The organism is Pseudomonas agarici (assembly GCF_001543125.1).
In the GTDB taxonomy this organism is placed as follows: domain Bacteria; phylum Pseudomonadota; class Gammaproteobacteria; order Pseudomonadales; family Pseudomonadaceae; genus Aquipseudomonas; species Aquipseudomonas agarici.
In genome coordinates this window covers 2,745,197-2,758,243 of sequence record NZ_CP014135.1, presented here as the reverse complement: position 1 = coordinate 2,758,243, position 13,047 = coordinate 2,745,197, and the positions used below count along the sequence as shown (strand labels likewise).

Sequence of the window (13,047 nt, the reverse complement as noted above, 5' to 3'; positions counted from 1 at the left end):
ATGCGCCCCTCGTTGTTTATCGCGGTCCTGGTTGCCTGCCTGACCGGTTACGCGCAAGCGGTTGAAATTCAACGCTGGGAGCGTGTTCCCCTGACACTGCCACTGATTGTCGGGCAGGAGCGGATCGTTTTCGTCGATCAGAATGTTCGCGTGGGCCTGCCCCGCAATCTGGTCGACAAGCTTCGTGTGCAGAGTACCGGCGGCGCCCTCTACCTGCTGGCCAAAGAGCCGATCGAACCCACGCGCCTGCAATTGCAGAACATGAGCACGGGCGAAATCATGTTGGTCGATATCGCCGCCGCCCCCGGAAAGGCCAATCAGCCCACGCTCGAGCCCGTCAAGATTGTCGCTGGCGACAACCCGGCCAACCGCTATGGGCAGGTCAGCGCGACGAACAAGCCGGCAAGCAGCCATTCCGCCACGACCCCGGCGCGGGTCTCCGATCAGCTAGCGAGCGCGGACCCACCCGTTATCCGCCGGGAAACGCCGATCCCGGTCGTGATCACTCGATATGCCGCGCAGATGCTCTATGCCCCGCTGCGCACGGTTGAGGCCGTGGAGGGCATCTCGCAGGTCAATATCAATCGAAGCCTGAATCTCGCGACCCTACTTCCCACATTGCCCGTCGAAGCCACCACCCTGGGCGCTTGGCGGATGGACGGATACTGGGTGACAGCGGTGAAGCTGCGCAACACCAGCGCCCAGCAGTTGATGCTCGATCCCCGGGATTTTATGGGCAACTTCGTGATCGCCACTTTCCAGCATTCCTACCTGGATACCCGGGACAATGCCAGTGATACAACCACGGCCTACCTAGTCACTCAAGGTCATGGTCTGGCGGAATCACTGGTGCCAGCGGCGGTCGGGCAGATCGATCCAAAGGGAGCACGCCATGAAAGATAATCCGCTCCTCAAGTTCCTGGTCATCCCGTTCGCGCTGCTGGCGATTATCGTCGTGATCAAGATGTTCAGCAGTGGCGGGGCCAAAACCGATGACCAAAACCAGGACGCCCCAAAGCTCACCGAGAGCCAGGCGAAAAAACTCGGCGTTGACGGCGACACACCCAGCGATACCTTGCGAACCATTGTTGCCGAGAGCCGGCAACTGAAAGACCAAGTCACCAAGGCCCTGAAGAACAATGATGACTTGAAGCAACAGAACGATGAGCTTCAAAAACGCTTGCTGGGCATCGACAAGAATATGGATATCAAGCTGCAGAGCGCTCAGGACACGCTGAAGCAGGAATCGCAGCAACAGAGCCAGAACATGCTGGATACCCTGCAAAAGCAATACAACACGCTGAGCCACAAACAGAATACCGCCGACTCCTCTGGATCAGACCTGCCTATCGGCTTTGGCGTACAGCCTGGTGATGGCCAACGCTTTCAGGGGGCACCCGGCCTCGACATTGTTTGGATCGACCCTCAGGACGCCACGCCGATCGACGTCAACGGTAAGCCTATTCCGACGGGATCGAATCAGGTAGCCAATGGCTTCAATTTTCCCACGTCCTTCGGCCCAGCCTTGGACCATGGCCAAAATGCCCTAAGCAGCGGCGTCCAGAACATGGCGAACGAGATCTCCCCACTGGACGCCCGCAAACAGGTCAGCAAGATTTACACCTTGCCCCAGAACTCGACGCTGATGGGATCGGTGGCCATGTCCGCGCTGATCGGCCGGATACCGATCGACGGTACCGTCAACGACCCCTACCCATTCAAGGTCTTGATCGGCCCGGACAACCTGACGGCCAATGGTATCGATCTGCCTGACGTAGCTGGAGCCGTCGCCAACGGCACCGCGTCCGGCGACTGGACACTCTCCTGCGTTCGCGGACAGATCAAAAGCCTGACTTTCGTCTTCAACGACGGCACCGTGCGCACGCTGCCGGCACCGCCCGAAGAAACCAACAGCAGCCAGAACAACAACCAGAACACTGGCGGTCTGGGCTGGATCAGCGATGCCTATGGCATTCCCTGCATCAGTGGTGAGCGTAAAAGCAACGCCTCGCAGTACATCGGCTCGCAGGTCCTGATCACCGCTGCGGGGGCCGGCGCCGCGTCTCTGATCAAGTCAGACCCTAATAGCAGCTCGTTCACCAACCCCCAAACCGGGACAATCGGGACCATTGGACTGTCCGGCAGTGAAGCCATGAGCAAGATCATCGGTCAAGGTGTCAATGACGTCTCCAGTTGGGTGAACAAGCTCTACGGCCAGGCTTTCGCCGCCGTGTACGTCCAGCCCGGTGCCAAGGTTGCCGTGCATCTGGATCAACAGTTGGCCATCGACTACGAACTCAAGGGCCGCAAGGTCAACTACAACGCAGGAGTCAGTCATGTCTCTGAAAATCTCGATTGAGTACTGCCTGAAGCTTTGCGCGGGCCTGGCCATTGCCCTGCTCGCTTCAGGGTGCTCCACCAGCAAGGAGGAAATGCTCCCTCACGGGGAAAACACCATGATGGATGTCTGGAATCAAGGCACCAGCGGCTCAGGCGGCAGTGCCAGCAGTCGTCAGTTGCTCGATGCCCGCCAGTCCCTGCGCAGGTCACTGGACGCCAGCCCGGCCCGCTCAATGGAAGACAATGCCTCGTTCACCCGCACCGCGCAGAACGAGATCTACAGCCAGTTCAAACGCCTGCCCAACCCGGATCTGGTGATGTACGTCTTTCCTCATCTCGTCGGCTCAGAACCGGCGCCAGTGCCGGGCTATACCACGGTATTTCCACTGTATCAGCGGGTGCAATACGCCATGCCGGGCGAGCGGACGGAGGATTACTGATGGGGCTGTTTGAACGTTTGAAAGCACACAAACGGCCTGGCCGGGTTGAGCCGGGGCTTGAAGCCGTCGGCGCTCCTACTCGCAAAATCGATGACCTGGAACTCTCAACGACAGAATCATCGGAAGCCGCGACCGAACGCTATTTCGAACGCCTCAGGGCGCTCGGCATTCCGTCTCCAGTGGACTGGCGCGACCCCAAGAAAAAACCGGCGACCAAGGCCGATGCCGCCCGGCTTTATGACATCAATCCATCCTTCGTGGACATGCTGCCCTGGGTCGACTACTTGCCGGGGGAGAAAGCAATGCTTTTGGAGGACGGGGTTTCTCGCGCGGCTTTCTTCGAACTGATACCGATCGGCACCGAAGGACGCGATCCGGAGTGGCTGCGCAAAGCGCGCGATGCACTGGAAAACGCCCTGCAGGACTCATTCGATGAACTGGAGACATCGCCTTGGGTGGCCCAACTCTACGCCCAGGACGAAACTAGCTGGGATGAGTACCTGCATCAGCTCCACAACTACATCCAGCCCAGGGCGAGAGGCACGGCGTTCACTGAGCTTTACATCAAACTGATGAAACAGCATCTGGAAGCCATCTCCAAACCTGGTGGTCTTTTCGAAGACACCAAGGTGAGCCAGCTTCCCTGGAGAGGCCAACAGCGGCGCGTGCGACTCGTTGTCTACCGGCGCATCAAAGGTTCCGACACTGACGTGCGCGGCCAGGCACCGGGTCCTCACTTGAAGGTGATTTGCGATCGCCTGATGGGGGGACTGGCGAACGCCGGCATCAAAGGTACCCGCATGGATGGCCAGGCCATTCGCCACTGGTTGTTGCATTGGTTCAATCCCTACCCGGACCACCTTGGTCCTACGGACGCCGATATTCGTCGTTTCTACGAAATCGTGTGCAAAGAGGCGCCCGTGCTCAAGGAGGGTGAATTGCCGCTGGCCAGCGGCACCGACTTCACGCAGAACCTGTTCTACCGCGAACCTTTTTCCAATACAGAGAAAGGCCTGTGGTATTTCGATGGGCTTCCCCACCGGGTGGTGATGCTCGATCGCCTGCGGGACGCGCCAAAAACCGGGCATATCACGGGTGAAACCCGCAAGGGCAGCGACGCCCTCAATGCGCTGTTCGACAAAATGCCGGAAGACACCATTCTCTGTATCACCCTGGTCATCACGCCCCAGGACACCCTTGAGGGCCACCTGGAACAGCTATCGCGCAAAGCCGTAGGCGATACGCAGGCCTCGATCCTGACCCGGGAAGACGTGGCCACGGCTCGCCAGTTGCTCGGCCGCAAACACAAACTCTATCGAGGTAGCGTGGCATTTTTCCTGCGCGGGAAAGATGACGATCAGTTGCAGGAACGTAGCCTGCAACTGAGCAACGCCCTATTGGGCGCCGGCATGGAGCCGGTCAATCCGCAAGACGAGGTCGCGCCGCTGAATTCCTACTTGCGCTGGCTGCCCGGAAACTTCGAGCCGAATCAGCGCAAGGCACTGGACTGGCACACCCAACTGATGTTTGCCCAGCATATTGCCAACCTGGCCCCTGTCTGGGGACGAGCAACCGGTACTGGGCATCCGGGGCTAACCTTCTTCAATCGCGGCGGCGCACCACTGACCTTCGACCCCTTGAACAAGCTCGATCGGCAGATGAATGCGCATCTGTTTGTCTTCGGCCCGACCGGCGCCGGCAAATCCGCCAGTTTGAGTAACCTGGTCAATCAACTGATCGCCGTTTACCGACCTCGCCTGTTCATCGTCGAGGCAGGTAATAGCTTCGGCCTGACCGGTGACTTTGCACAGCGCCTGGGGCTCACCGTCCATCGAATCAAGCTATCGCCTGGCTCTGGCGTGAGCCTGGCACCCTTTGCCGACGCCGCGCGTCTGGTAGAAACACCTGACCAGGTCAAGGTCCTCGATGCCGAGGATGTGGACTCTTCGGACGCCCATGTGAGCAGCCAGGAGGACGATCAGCGAGACATCCTGGGCGAGCTGGAGATTGCCGCCAGGCTCATGATCACCGGCGGCGAAGAAAAAGAAGAGGCACGCCTGACCCGCGCAGATCGCAGCGCGATACGTCATTGCATCCTGGGAGCCGCGAAGACCTGCGTAGCTGCGGGTCGCACGGTGCTGACGCAAGATGTTCGCAACGCGCTGAGGGCTGCCGGCATGACGGAGGGAATGCCGGAACCTCGTCGTAACCGCATGCTGGAAATGGCTGAGGCCATGGACATGTTCTGCATGGGCGCCGACGGAGACATCTTCAATCATGAGGGAACACCCTGGCCCGAGGCAGACATCACCATTGTCGACCTGGCCACCTACGCTCGCGAGGGCTACAACGCCCAGATGTCGATCGCCTATATCTCACTGCTGAACACGGTGAATAACATCGCCGAACGCGACCAGTTCAAGGGACGTCCGATCGTCAAACTGACGGACGAAGGCCATATCATTACCAAAAACCCGCTGCTTGCCCCCTATGCGGTAAAGATCACTAAAATGTGGCGCAAACTCGGCGCCTGGTTCTGGCTGGCAACACAGAACGTCGATGACCTTCCACCGACCGCCGCGCCGATGCTCAACATGATCGAATGGTGGATATGCCTGAACATGCCACCGGACGAGGTGGAAAAGATCTCCAAGTTCCGCGAACTGACGCCCTCTCAGAAGGCCCTGATGCTCTCGGCCCGCAAAGAGAGCGGCAAATACACCGAAGGCATAATCCTCTCGAAGAGCATGGAAGTGTTGTTCCGTGCGGTACCGCCGAGCCTGTACCTCGCCCTGGCCATGACCGAACCCGAAGAGAAAAAACAACGATATGACGTGATGCAAGCACTCGGCGTCGACGAACTGGGCGCAGCCATCCAGATCGCAGCCGACCTCGATCGGCTGCGCGGTATCGAGCCGCACACCATCACCTTTCCCGAACCAACGACGGCCTTGGAGCGCCTGGCATGAGAACCCTGAATACCCTGACCCAGAACCTGATTGAAAGCCTGACCCAGTTGCTTCAACGCCCTGGGAAGGACGCGCTTCAAACCCTTGAAGTCTGTGCTCCGGTACTGATCGAGCAACTGCAGCAGGTATTGATGAGGGCTGTTGATCGGCGTGATATCGAGTCACAGCTACGCATTGTCCTTGATGACTGGCTTTGCCAGCATCCGCAGCCCGAACAAGCCGAAAACGCACTGCTGGAGGCCTTGCGCAAACAGACCCTGCTTTCATCGAAATCGGCCAAGGCGCCGGCATGATCCAGCATCGCAAACGCTGGACGACAGGCGGATGGGTGGTAGCAGGCTTGGTTGCGGCCTGCTTTTCACTGTTCCAGGGCCAACTGATGGCCCCTCAGCCTAGCGGACCGTGGGTATTCGGCCCATCGAATGCTCGATGGACCATCATCGAGTATGCGGATCTGGAATGCCCGTACTGCAAGACCTACACGCCTGTGCTGAAATCGTGGGTACTGCAGCAGAAGGACGTGAATCTCCAGTGGCATCACCTGCCGCTGGGGTTTCACGGCACAGCGGCGGTGCAGGAAGCCAGAAGGACTGAGTGCGCCGGCAGGATGGGTGGAGCGGAGGCATTCTGGCAGGCCGTGGATCAGACATTCGAGCGAACGCGCAGTAATGGCCAGGGCTTTGCTGGTCTTCTTGATATCGCGGGTATTGACAGTGACGATCTGGAGATCTGTTCAGCCGAAAACCAGCAGGTTGCCTTGCACATTGATCAGCAAACTCGCGAAGCGGCATCAAGTGGGATAGATGCGACCCCGAGTCTGGTGGTCAGGGACAACACGACCGGCAAGTCAGTTAAGCTTGAAGGTCCTGCTGATGGGGTTACGCTGCTGTCGGCTATTGATTGGCTGGCAAATAACAGTGGCAGCTCAACAGCCGGGGCTGGTCACTCAGAGTGAGCGCGTCCTCTTGGGTGTATCTGAGCTGACGCTCCTTTAACATTCGCCATGCTCCTCGTACCGCCCGGTCGAATGGAGTTACTGCACTCAGCCTGGAGAAAGGTCAAGAACAGCGCCCTTTCGTCTACGTCCGACCCCATGCGAAATGAAGCCAAGGATTTTGAAAACCGACTGCCCAAGTCGTTTTTCGACATCCAACGCGCGCTATCCAAAAAGACCTTCACCTTCCAACAGCAGACCGGGGGTGGCAAAGACCAAAGCCAACGAGAGTTCGCGCCCGATTGTGCTCTCACCGATACCCAATCGGATCGTGCAGCGAGCTCTAGTCGACGCATTGCAGACGCGCATCAAATTCATAAAAGAAGCTCTGGATACCCCAACGAGCTACGGGATTCCTCGGTGGGCACTTCCAGCAGGCTGCAAATTTGACGACTCAAAGCATCGTCGAATGGGCTTTGAGAGCGGATGTATCCAGGATACAAATACGGCAACTACTGGAACAGTCACCGTGAAGATGATGCAGATGAAACCGAGCAGCCGGCGCAAGCCTTCTGTGACTGCCTCGGGTTCGGCTGCTTTGAGGTCGGTCAATATACCTGTGAAGGTCTCCGACGAGACGGCAGCGCACAGCAGAAATAGTCCGACAACAACAGATGGCAAGGCCCCGTAGAACTTGAGCAGCATGCGTACCACCGCCCAAGCGGCGGAGATAACCCAGGCAAGATACAGGCGACGGTCTTTGCGTACGTTTTTGGCGATGGCCTGATAGGTTTCGGCTGGCAGCGAGCCAACCTCTATTCCGTTGACGTGGATACGGGCAATGGATGAAGTCATGGGAATTGTCTCATACGGTTGATAGGCAAGTAGGCATAAATGCCTATTGCGTCAATCAAACGTTCTTCAATTTTCCGTGAATACCAGGACACGCGGGCCTGTACCGGAGAGGCGACAACTATCCTGACACCGGGGGGGTCTCGCAAAGCGCATTTACCCAGACTCGCAAAGATCGAGGCTTGTCGTGCTGAAGCTAACAAGAGTTACGGTTCGTCGATGCCTTTGAACGATTAAAACTAGGCAAGCCAGAAAAGCTGCCGCACGGCACACCTGTGTCGCAAAACAATGTGGCTAGGGAAGCTGGCAGTGATCCCTCGGCTCTCAAGAAGACGCGATATCCTAGGCTGATCAACGAAATCCAACATTGGATAAACGAGCACAATATTGATACACGTCCATCAGCCCGACAAAAAACTCTCTCCCAGCGTAAAAGGAATCGATCCCTCAAGGAAATTATTGAAGATCTCAAGTCGCAACGCGATAACGTCGCCTCGTTGCTAGTTGAAGCGGACGCTAAAATTCTTGAGTTGACCATGGAAAATATACGTTTACAAGCGATACTTCACAGTACCAATGTCAATCCGATTCGCAAATCAAAAGCATAAAGAATGGATTGAAAATGGGTTCTTGTGAAAAATCTCATGAGCGCCAGAAGATTAATTGCCACTCATTATTTCCAACCACCAACCATGACGCCAAAATTTGAGGCTACCATAATGATTGAAGAAACAAGGTCAATTACGAGTACAGGTAGCGAAATCAACGCTAATATCCTATTAAAAGCTGGATGGACCCTTCTGCTCGTTGCTAATCGTGAGAACAGAGATATGAAATGGGCACATTTCGTTTTTGGCTGGCAAATGCCACAGGATCCGCCAGAGGTAAGATTCTCTGGAGTAGAGCCAACAATTGACATTTAAGCTTTAATTGAATATAGCCAAACCCGGTCTTAAATCCAATGCTATCCTGAACCATTACCGCTGTTGTTCGATGTCACGCTGGCAGCATGGTAGCAACAGGAGTTCTTCTTAGTGGCATTGAGCAAACCGATGGATTAGCTTATGGGAAATCACGAGGTGTCGCGAAGACTGATTTTTATAACCACAACCGACTACTTGGTCACTTTGTAAACATGGATTACGAAATGAAGTACGAGAAAACACTGAGAAAATTATGCGGGTATTCTAAGCTTACGGAGGAACTGATAGTCGCAGCGTTCAAAAAGCATGAAGATAAAGACGTAGATGTTTGCGCCAAGACCATAGAAAAACCCGGTTTTGAGATCGCCACCGATGTTGGTTTGTGCTTCGTCACTGAGCGGCCAATAAGCTATTACAATGAAAGATGGGGACGCGTTACTGAAGCGCAGGAACGAGCATTGCCGATGTCTTTACCGGTGCCGCTTCACATTATAGGTGAAGGCGAATTAAACAAGGCGATATTCGAAATGAATAGCGCTGAAACCCCCAAGGATGCTGCGGACTTCTGGCTTAATGAGTTTTTTTCTCCGGAAGTTTCAGCCACCTATTTTAATAAGTTTTTCTCTGTTAGTGATTCTCTTAAAGACTATCGATTAATCGTATTTGAAGCGATTGAGGCTTACTACCTCGGAATGGACCATGTGGCAATCATGTCTCTTATACCCGTATTTGAGGCAGGTTTAAGGAATATTCAGATTTCACGACTGAACGTAGCGCCTGACAATGTTAGCGGTGAAAAATTTGAGCGTTATCTTCGGGATATCATAATACAGTGGGGCCGACGAAGACTTAATGCGTATGTTTGGCACCCAGGCAAAGGTTATAACCAAGAGATAGAGATTGATTTTTTAACGCACATTTGCCCTCAATCCGATGTGATTAATGCATTCCGACTGTATTTCAAAAGTATTCTCTATAAACCTAGCTATGGGGAAGTTGATGGATTTAATCGTCATATCATAATGCACTTACTAAAAAACGACTTCAACAATCCAGCAAATTTTGCGAGGATATTTATCTGCTTAACGCATATAACTTTTATTGAGAGCCTCGAAAATCAAAACATCCCGTTTTTTTGGCGTGGAATAGACGATAAAGACTTAAAGGTGGCAGCGTATTTTATTGGGATATCAAAGATATTGGGCGATTCTCGGCGCCCAACACTACAATCCCTAGGTATCGATGGATACGAGGCTCAGTCAATTACAAAATAACAAGGAAAAAGATAATGCAGCTAATTGAGGCTCTAAATTTAATTGCGACCACAGTTGACGGTATTTTTTCAAAAGAGGTTTTTATTGCTCTTGCTGCTGCGTACATCGGTGCGAGAGCGACCAGTAGAGCAACGACAAAAGCACACGAATATGCCACGCAAAAATCCAAGGATGACGAGCGTGAAATAACAGAGAATACGCTTCGCCTAATCAATGCCGAACTCACCACGGCTTGGGACATCTACATGCTAGAGTACGGCAAAGAGTTAATGCAACTGGCCGAAGACAGTCCGCATTTTAGCATCTTTCCTATCGGAGAAAACCCTTTCCCTATTTACGACTCAGCACCATCCTGCTTGGCAAATGTCGACCCATTGGTTTCTTCAAAAATTGTTCGTATCTACATGAGAACAAAAGGTTTGATTTCGATGATCAATCTCAATAGTACCGACTGCCAAGCTGTTTATAACGCGGGAAGGTATGCCACTCAAAACCTCGTCAACAAAGCGATTTCGGAGGGACAGGCTATCAACGAAGAAGGTGCCAGGAGGCTTAACGAATACCATGATTTTTACGTCCAACAAGAAGCGAAAAAGCTAGGAATGGGTAGCACGGCTAACGGAATGAAGTCGTTGACGATTGAGCTGGATGAACTACTGACGACCATCAAAAACGACATCGAAAGAATTGTCAGTGGTTAAACCGCGAGTCCTTAGCCATGAGGTCCACGATACATCATGGACATTCAGTGTCCCAGCTGCCTGAAACTTGGAAATTGCTATGGACGTTTATAACTCGCCAAAAACGTTGCCGTAGAGCCTTTAGACTCAATGTCCATGGCGGGAACCTAACCCGTAGGTGGGCCGCGCAACGTGTACCTGACCCATGACCGTTGTATTAATGCGCTAGATGCGTGGCTAGCCGTGCGCCTACTGCGCCGCTGGGGGCTGTCGGGCGCCGATGAGTACTGTGGTTTACGTCCAGGATCAAAGCTCGTCATGACGCACAAAGGGCAAAGCTTTGAGCTCGCTTTCAAGCATCGGCTGTTGGAGAGCGGACCAGAGGTGTATCGGGCATGTGATTCGCTGCAACAGACCATCAGCAGGCTCTACCGGCAAGCAGGCATAAAGCAAGAGTCATCGCATAGTGGGCGGCGGTCGTTGGCAGCGAAGGTGCTGGCCGCGATCGGTGATGTTGAAACTGTGCAAGTGATTCTTGGGCATGCCGATCTAGACCATTCCAAGCCGTATCTATCAGTGGATCAAGGCACCATACGGCGCGCTTTTGCGGTGGCACTTAACTAAAAGCTTGTTAATAAATATCTGAATGACTCTAAAAATGTCACTTCCAATGTGACAAATATCGTGTATTATCAAGCCATAACAGAGGAGTCACCATGACAGATAACGAAGAATTTGCGCCTGATGATCATGCGTTGGAGCGTACACCCGAGGATTTAGCCGAAGAGTTTCAAAAGTCTTTAGCTGAGTTGAATTGGTCGGCTGTCGCGTTGGCAGATCGCATGGCCTCTTTAGGAGATTACCGACCGTACAAAACTATTCTTCGAGGCATCAACCGCGCTTTGGAAGGACAGGTAAAGGTCTCGGGGGAGCTACTTGCTCTGACCCGCCAGATGGTTCGGTTCAAAAGACGCTTACAACGCACTTATGGTCCAACTGTTTGGACACAACTTGGAGATGGGTCGCACACCACGAAGATTGAGGATTTCACAATTACTCTTGTGCCTCAAAGCAAAGGGCGGTGGCTGGTAAATCTGGTACATGAGACAGGGTACAGTCCAGCATGGCCGCGCTGGCAAGAAAGCCTCGATGAGGCCAAGAATGTTGCTTTCTTTACCCTGGATAACGCCCAAAATTGGCTTCTGGAGCACCACGAACAATGAAAGCGTTTTGATAGGAAACCGCCATACCTGATTTCAACAACATGACCGCCGCCGAACTGTCGGCATGGTACGTCGATGTGGTGGGTTACAACCCGCTTGAAGAAGATCCTTCCATGTCGCTGGATCAAGCTTGATGGCTCAGCCGAAGCATTCTGGCGATTTCCGGGGGCAAAGAACTGGAGACCTTCTACCAATGTAGCGGCAAAGCTATTGAAAAACCTGAACGTTGAACCACGTCCGGCAAACTGCTGAACTGTTGAAGGAAAATCGCCCTGGAGGGCACTAGTTATGAGCAATGCTGAAAAGTACGACCTGTCCTATCACCTGGAGCTAGCCGTTCAGGAATTAGACGCTGATTCAATTGGCCTGGCTCACAACATGTATAACGCCCCCGGTGTCAGGACACCAACCAGCCAGCGCCGACACAGTTGTATGGTGATTCATTCTGCGCATGTCACAATGGCAAGCATTAGGACTTGAGCGAACGGCAGTAGATGGGAAAGCCAACAAGCGGTATTGCCTGGAGGGCAGCAACCATTGCGGGGACGGTCTATGACCTCAGCCACCTGGCCCCCCATCTCTGGGAGGTCACCATCCCAGGCAAGGACGAAAAACCCGACCTGTCGCTCAAAGTGAATGTCACCTACGGGTTGCACTGTTTCGCCCGTGACCCCCTCCCCGGTGAGCAAGTCAGCGAGGAGAGCTGGTACGCAGACTCACGCGAAAAACGGGTGTTTTGCAGTTTTCGCTGGGAGCTGTCGAAACAACTGCCAGGTATCATCTCGACCCTGGGCGAACGGCGATGCATGCACACTGGCCGGGAAGAGTTCGTCACCATAGAAGTTATGCATCAGGGGCGTACCTTCGACTATGCGGTGTTCTTCACCGTCACCAAAGCCAAGAAGGTCGAAGGAGCGCACCTCAATCTCTTCGTAAACAGCGCGCACGAGCGCTATGATCCGTTGCAGTACAAGAAGCCGATCAGCTTCAAATTCATCCTGCTGAACCGGTATCAGGATAAAGAGATCAAAATGCCTCGCTGAAAAGAAAAAACCCCGCAATGCGGGGCTTTTTCTTTAATCCGGAATCTCTTGGTTATCCCACTCTATGGTGCGGACCTCTTGCGAGGTGGATGGACGCTTACACCGGTCGGCGCTACCTATTCAGTGCGCCCATTATTCAACTATTTGTTGAATAGGGAAAGGGCCATTCATCATTTTTTATCATCCTGGATACGTGGGTTTCACCCAGCATCATCGAACTGACTCACCGAAGCCCTTAGTCGTGACACTACGGTGATGGCCAGGAAATGCCCCTGCGGATGCCTCACGATACTCAAGGACTTCTCCGAGGCTCGCAAGTCAAATACAACATCGACCGAGTTTCTATTTCTTGCTGCACCCAATGCTCCC

The 13,047-nt window shown here is 53.8% G+C and carries 13 protein-coding genes and 1 pseudogene; 13 read left to right on the top strand and 1 reads right to left on the bottom strand.

All coding sequences use genetic code 11. The features are described 5' to 3' along the window. From AWM79_RS12170 to AWM79_RS12145, 6 genes are read left to right on the top strand one after another with little or no spacing between them, the layout of a single operon-like run. Positions 1 to 903 (top strand): TIGR03749 family integrating conjugative element protein, encoded by a 903-nt coding sequence (locus tag AWM79_RS12170; RefSeq protein ID WP_060782933.1) that lies wholly within the window; start codon positions 1 to 3, stop codon positions 901 to 903. Next, a complete protein-coding gene (locus AWM79_RS12165) occupies positions 893 to 2,359 on the top strand; it encodes a TIGR03752 family integrating conjugative element protein (RefSeq protein ID WP_060782932.1) in 1,467 nt (488 codons plus the stop codon). Before AWM79_RS12170 ends, AWM79_RS12165 begins: the two co-directional genes overlap by 11 nt. After that, positions 2,337 to 2,780: a TIGR03751 family conjugal transfer lipoprotein gene (locus AWM79_RS12160; protein ID WP_060782931.1), complete on the top strand. Its 444-nt coding sequence runs from the start codon at positions 2,337 to 2,339 to the stop codon at positions 2,778 to 2,780. Before AWM79_RS12165 ends, AWM79_RS12160 begins: the two co-directional genes overlap by 23 nt. Continuing rightward, positions 2,780 to 5,749 carry a conjugative transfer ATPase gene (locus tag AWM79_RS12155; RefSeq protein WP_060782930.1) on the top strand — a complete coding sequence of 990 codons (2,970 nt, stop codon included), beginning with the start codon at positions 2,780 to 2,782 and terminating at the stop codon, positions 5,747 to 5,749. Before AWM79_RS12160 ends, AWM79_RS12155 begins: the two co-directional genes overlap by 1 nt. Further along, a complete protein-coding gene (locus AWM79_RS12150) occupies positions 5,746 to 6,042 on the top strand; it encodes a hypothetical protein (protein ID WP_060782929.1) in 297 nt (98 codons plus the stop codon). The genes AWM79_RS12155 and AWM79_RS12150 overlap by 4 nt, the downstream gene beginning before the upstream one ends. Continuing rightward, positions 6,039 to 6,704 carry a DsbA family protein gene (locus AWM79_RS12145; RefSeq protein ID WP_060782928.1) on the top strand — a complete coding sequence of 222 codons (666 nt, stop codon included), beginning with the start codon at positions 6,039 to 6,041 and terminating at the stop codon, positions 6,702 to 6,704. Before AWM79_RS12150 ends, AWM79_RS12145 begins: the two co-directional genes overlap by 4 nt. Positions 6,705 to 7,088: 384 nt before the next feature. On the opposite strand, the gene AWM79_RS24970 is transcribed toward AWM79_RS12145, so the two are convergent. Then, positions 7,089 to 7,538 (bottom strand): hypothetical protein, encoded by a 450-nt coding sequence (locus AWM79_RS24970; RefSeq protein ID WP_060782927.1) that lies wholly within the window; start codon positions 7,536 to 7,538, stop codon positions 7,089 to 7,091. 272 nt (positions 7,539 to 7,810) lie between these two features. Between AWM79_RS24970 and AWM79_RS24350 the strand changes: the two genes are divergently transcribed. The 7 genes and pseudogenes from AWM79_RS24350 (at position 7,811) to AWM79_RS12115 (ending at position 12,678) form a co-directional block, all read left to right on the top strand. Continuing rightward, a complete protein-coding gene (locus tag AWM79_RS24350) occupies positions 7,811 to 8,143 on the top strand; it encodes a hypothetical protein (RefSeq protein ID WP_208599939.1) in 333 nt (110 codons plus the stop codon). Between the two features lie 36 nt (positions 8,144 to 8,179). After that, positions 8,180 to 8,458: a hypothetical protein gene (locus AWM79_RS24965; RefSeq protein WP_156430105.1), complete on the top strand. Its 279-nt coding sequence runs from the start codon at positions 8,180 to 8,182 to the stop codon at positions 8,456 to 8,458. Between the two features lie 86 nt (positions 8,459 to 8,544). After that, positions 8,545 to 9,732, top strand: coding sequence for a hypothetical protein (locus tag AWM79_RS12135; RefSeq protein WP_156430104.1), 1,188 nt, complete (start codon positions 8,545 to 8,547; stop codon positions 9,730 to 9,732). Positions 9,733 to 9,746: 14 nt separating this feature from the next. Next, positions 9,747 to 10,433 carry a hypothetical protein gene (locus AWM79_RS12130; protein WP_060782925.1) on the top strand — a complete coding sequence of 229 codons (687 nt, stop codon included), beginning with the start codon at positions 9,747 to 9,749 and terminating at the stop codon, positions 10,431 to 10,433. Between the two features lie 162 nt (positions 10,434 to 10,595). After that, positions 10,596 to 11,036 (top strand): annotated as a pseudogene (locus tag AWM79_RS12125) (tyrosine-type recombinase/integrase); the annotation flags it as partial. Between the two features lie 92 nt (positions 11,037 to 11,128). Further along, positions 11,129 to 11,635 carry a hypothetical protein gene (locus AWM79_RS12120; RefSeq protein ID WP_060782924.1) on the top strand — a complete coding sequence of 169 codons (507 nt, stop codon included), beginning with the start codon at positions 11,129 to 11,131 and terminating at the stop codon, positions 11,633 to 11,635. A 494-nt stretch (positions 11,636 to 12,129) separates the two neighbouring features. Next, complete coding sequence (locus AWM79_RS12115; RefSeq protein ID WP_060782923.1) at positions 12,130 to 12,678, top strand: hypothetical protein; 549 nt, start codon at positions 12,130 to 12,132, stop codon at positions 12,676 to 12,678. Positions 12,679 to 13,047: the final 369 nt, after the last annotated feature.

Bases quoted from the DNA above. Each gene is read 5' to 3' on its own strand.
- AWM79_RS12130 (WP_060782925.1), top strand. From the start codon at position 9,747: ATGCAGCTAATTGAGGCTCTAAATTTAATTGCGACCACAGTTGACGGT.
- AWM79_RS24970 (WP_060782927.1), bottom strand. From the start codon at position 7,538: ATGACTTCATCCATTGCCCGTATCCACGTCAACGGAATAGAGGTTGGC.
- AWM79_RS24965 (WP_156430105.1), top strand. From the start codon at position 8,180: ATGAGCGCCAGAAGATTAATTGCCACTCATTATTTCCAACCACCAACC.
- AWM79_RS12155 (WP_060782930.1), top strand. From the start codon at position 2,780: ATGGGGCTGTTTGAACGTTTGAAAGCACACAAACGGCCTGGCCGGGTT.
- AWM79_RS12150 (WP_060782929.1), top strand. From the start codon at position 5,746: ATGAGAACCCTGAATACCCTGACCCAGAACCTGATTGAAAGCCTGACC.
- AWM79_RS12145 (WP_060782928.1), top strand. From the start codon at position 6,039: ATGATCCAGCATCGCAAACGCTGGACGACAGGCGGATGGGTGGTAGCA.
- AWM79_RS12170 (WP_060782933.1), top strand. From the start codon at position 1: ATGCGCCCCTCGTTGTTTATCGCGGTCCTGGTTGCCTGCCTGACCGGT.
- AWM79_RS12165 (WP_060782932.1), top strand. From the start codon at position 893: ATGAAAGATAATCCGCTCCTCAAGTTCCTGGTCATCCCGTTCGCGCTG.
- AWM79_RS12115 (WP_060782923.1), top strand. From the start codon at position 12,130: ATGGGAAAGCCAACAAGCGGTATTGCCTGGAGGGCAGCAACCATTGCG.
- AWM79_RS12135 (WP_156430104.1), top strand. From the start codon at position 8,545: ATGGTAGCAACAGGAGTTCTTCTTAGTGGCATTGAGCAAACCGATGGA.
- AWM79_RS12120 (WP_060782924.1), top strand. From the start codon at position 11,129: ATGACAGATAACGAAGAATTTGCGCCTGATGATCATGCGTTGGAGCGT.
- AWM79_RS12160 (WP_060782931.1), top strand. From the start codon at position 2,337: ATGTCTCTGAAAATCTCGATTGAGTACTGCCTGAAGCTTTGCGCGGGC.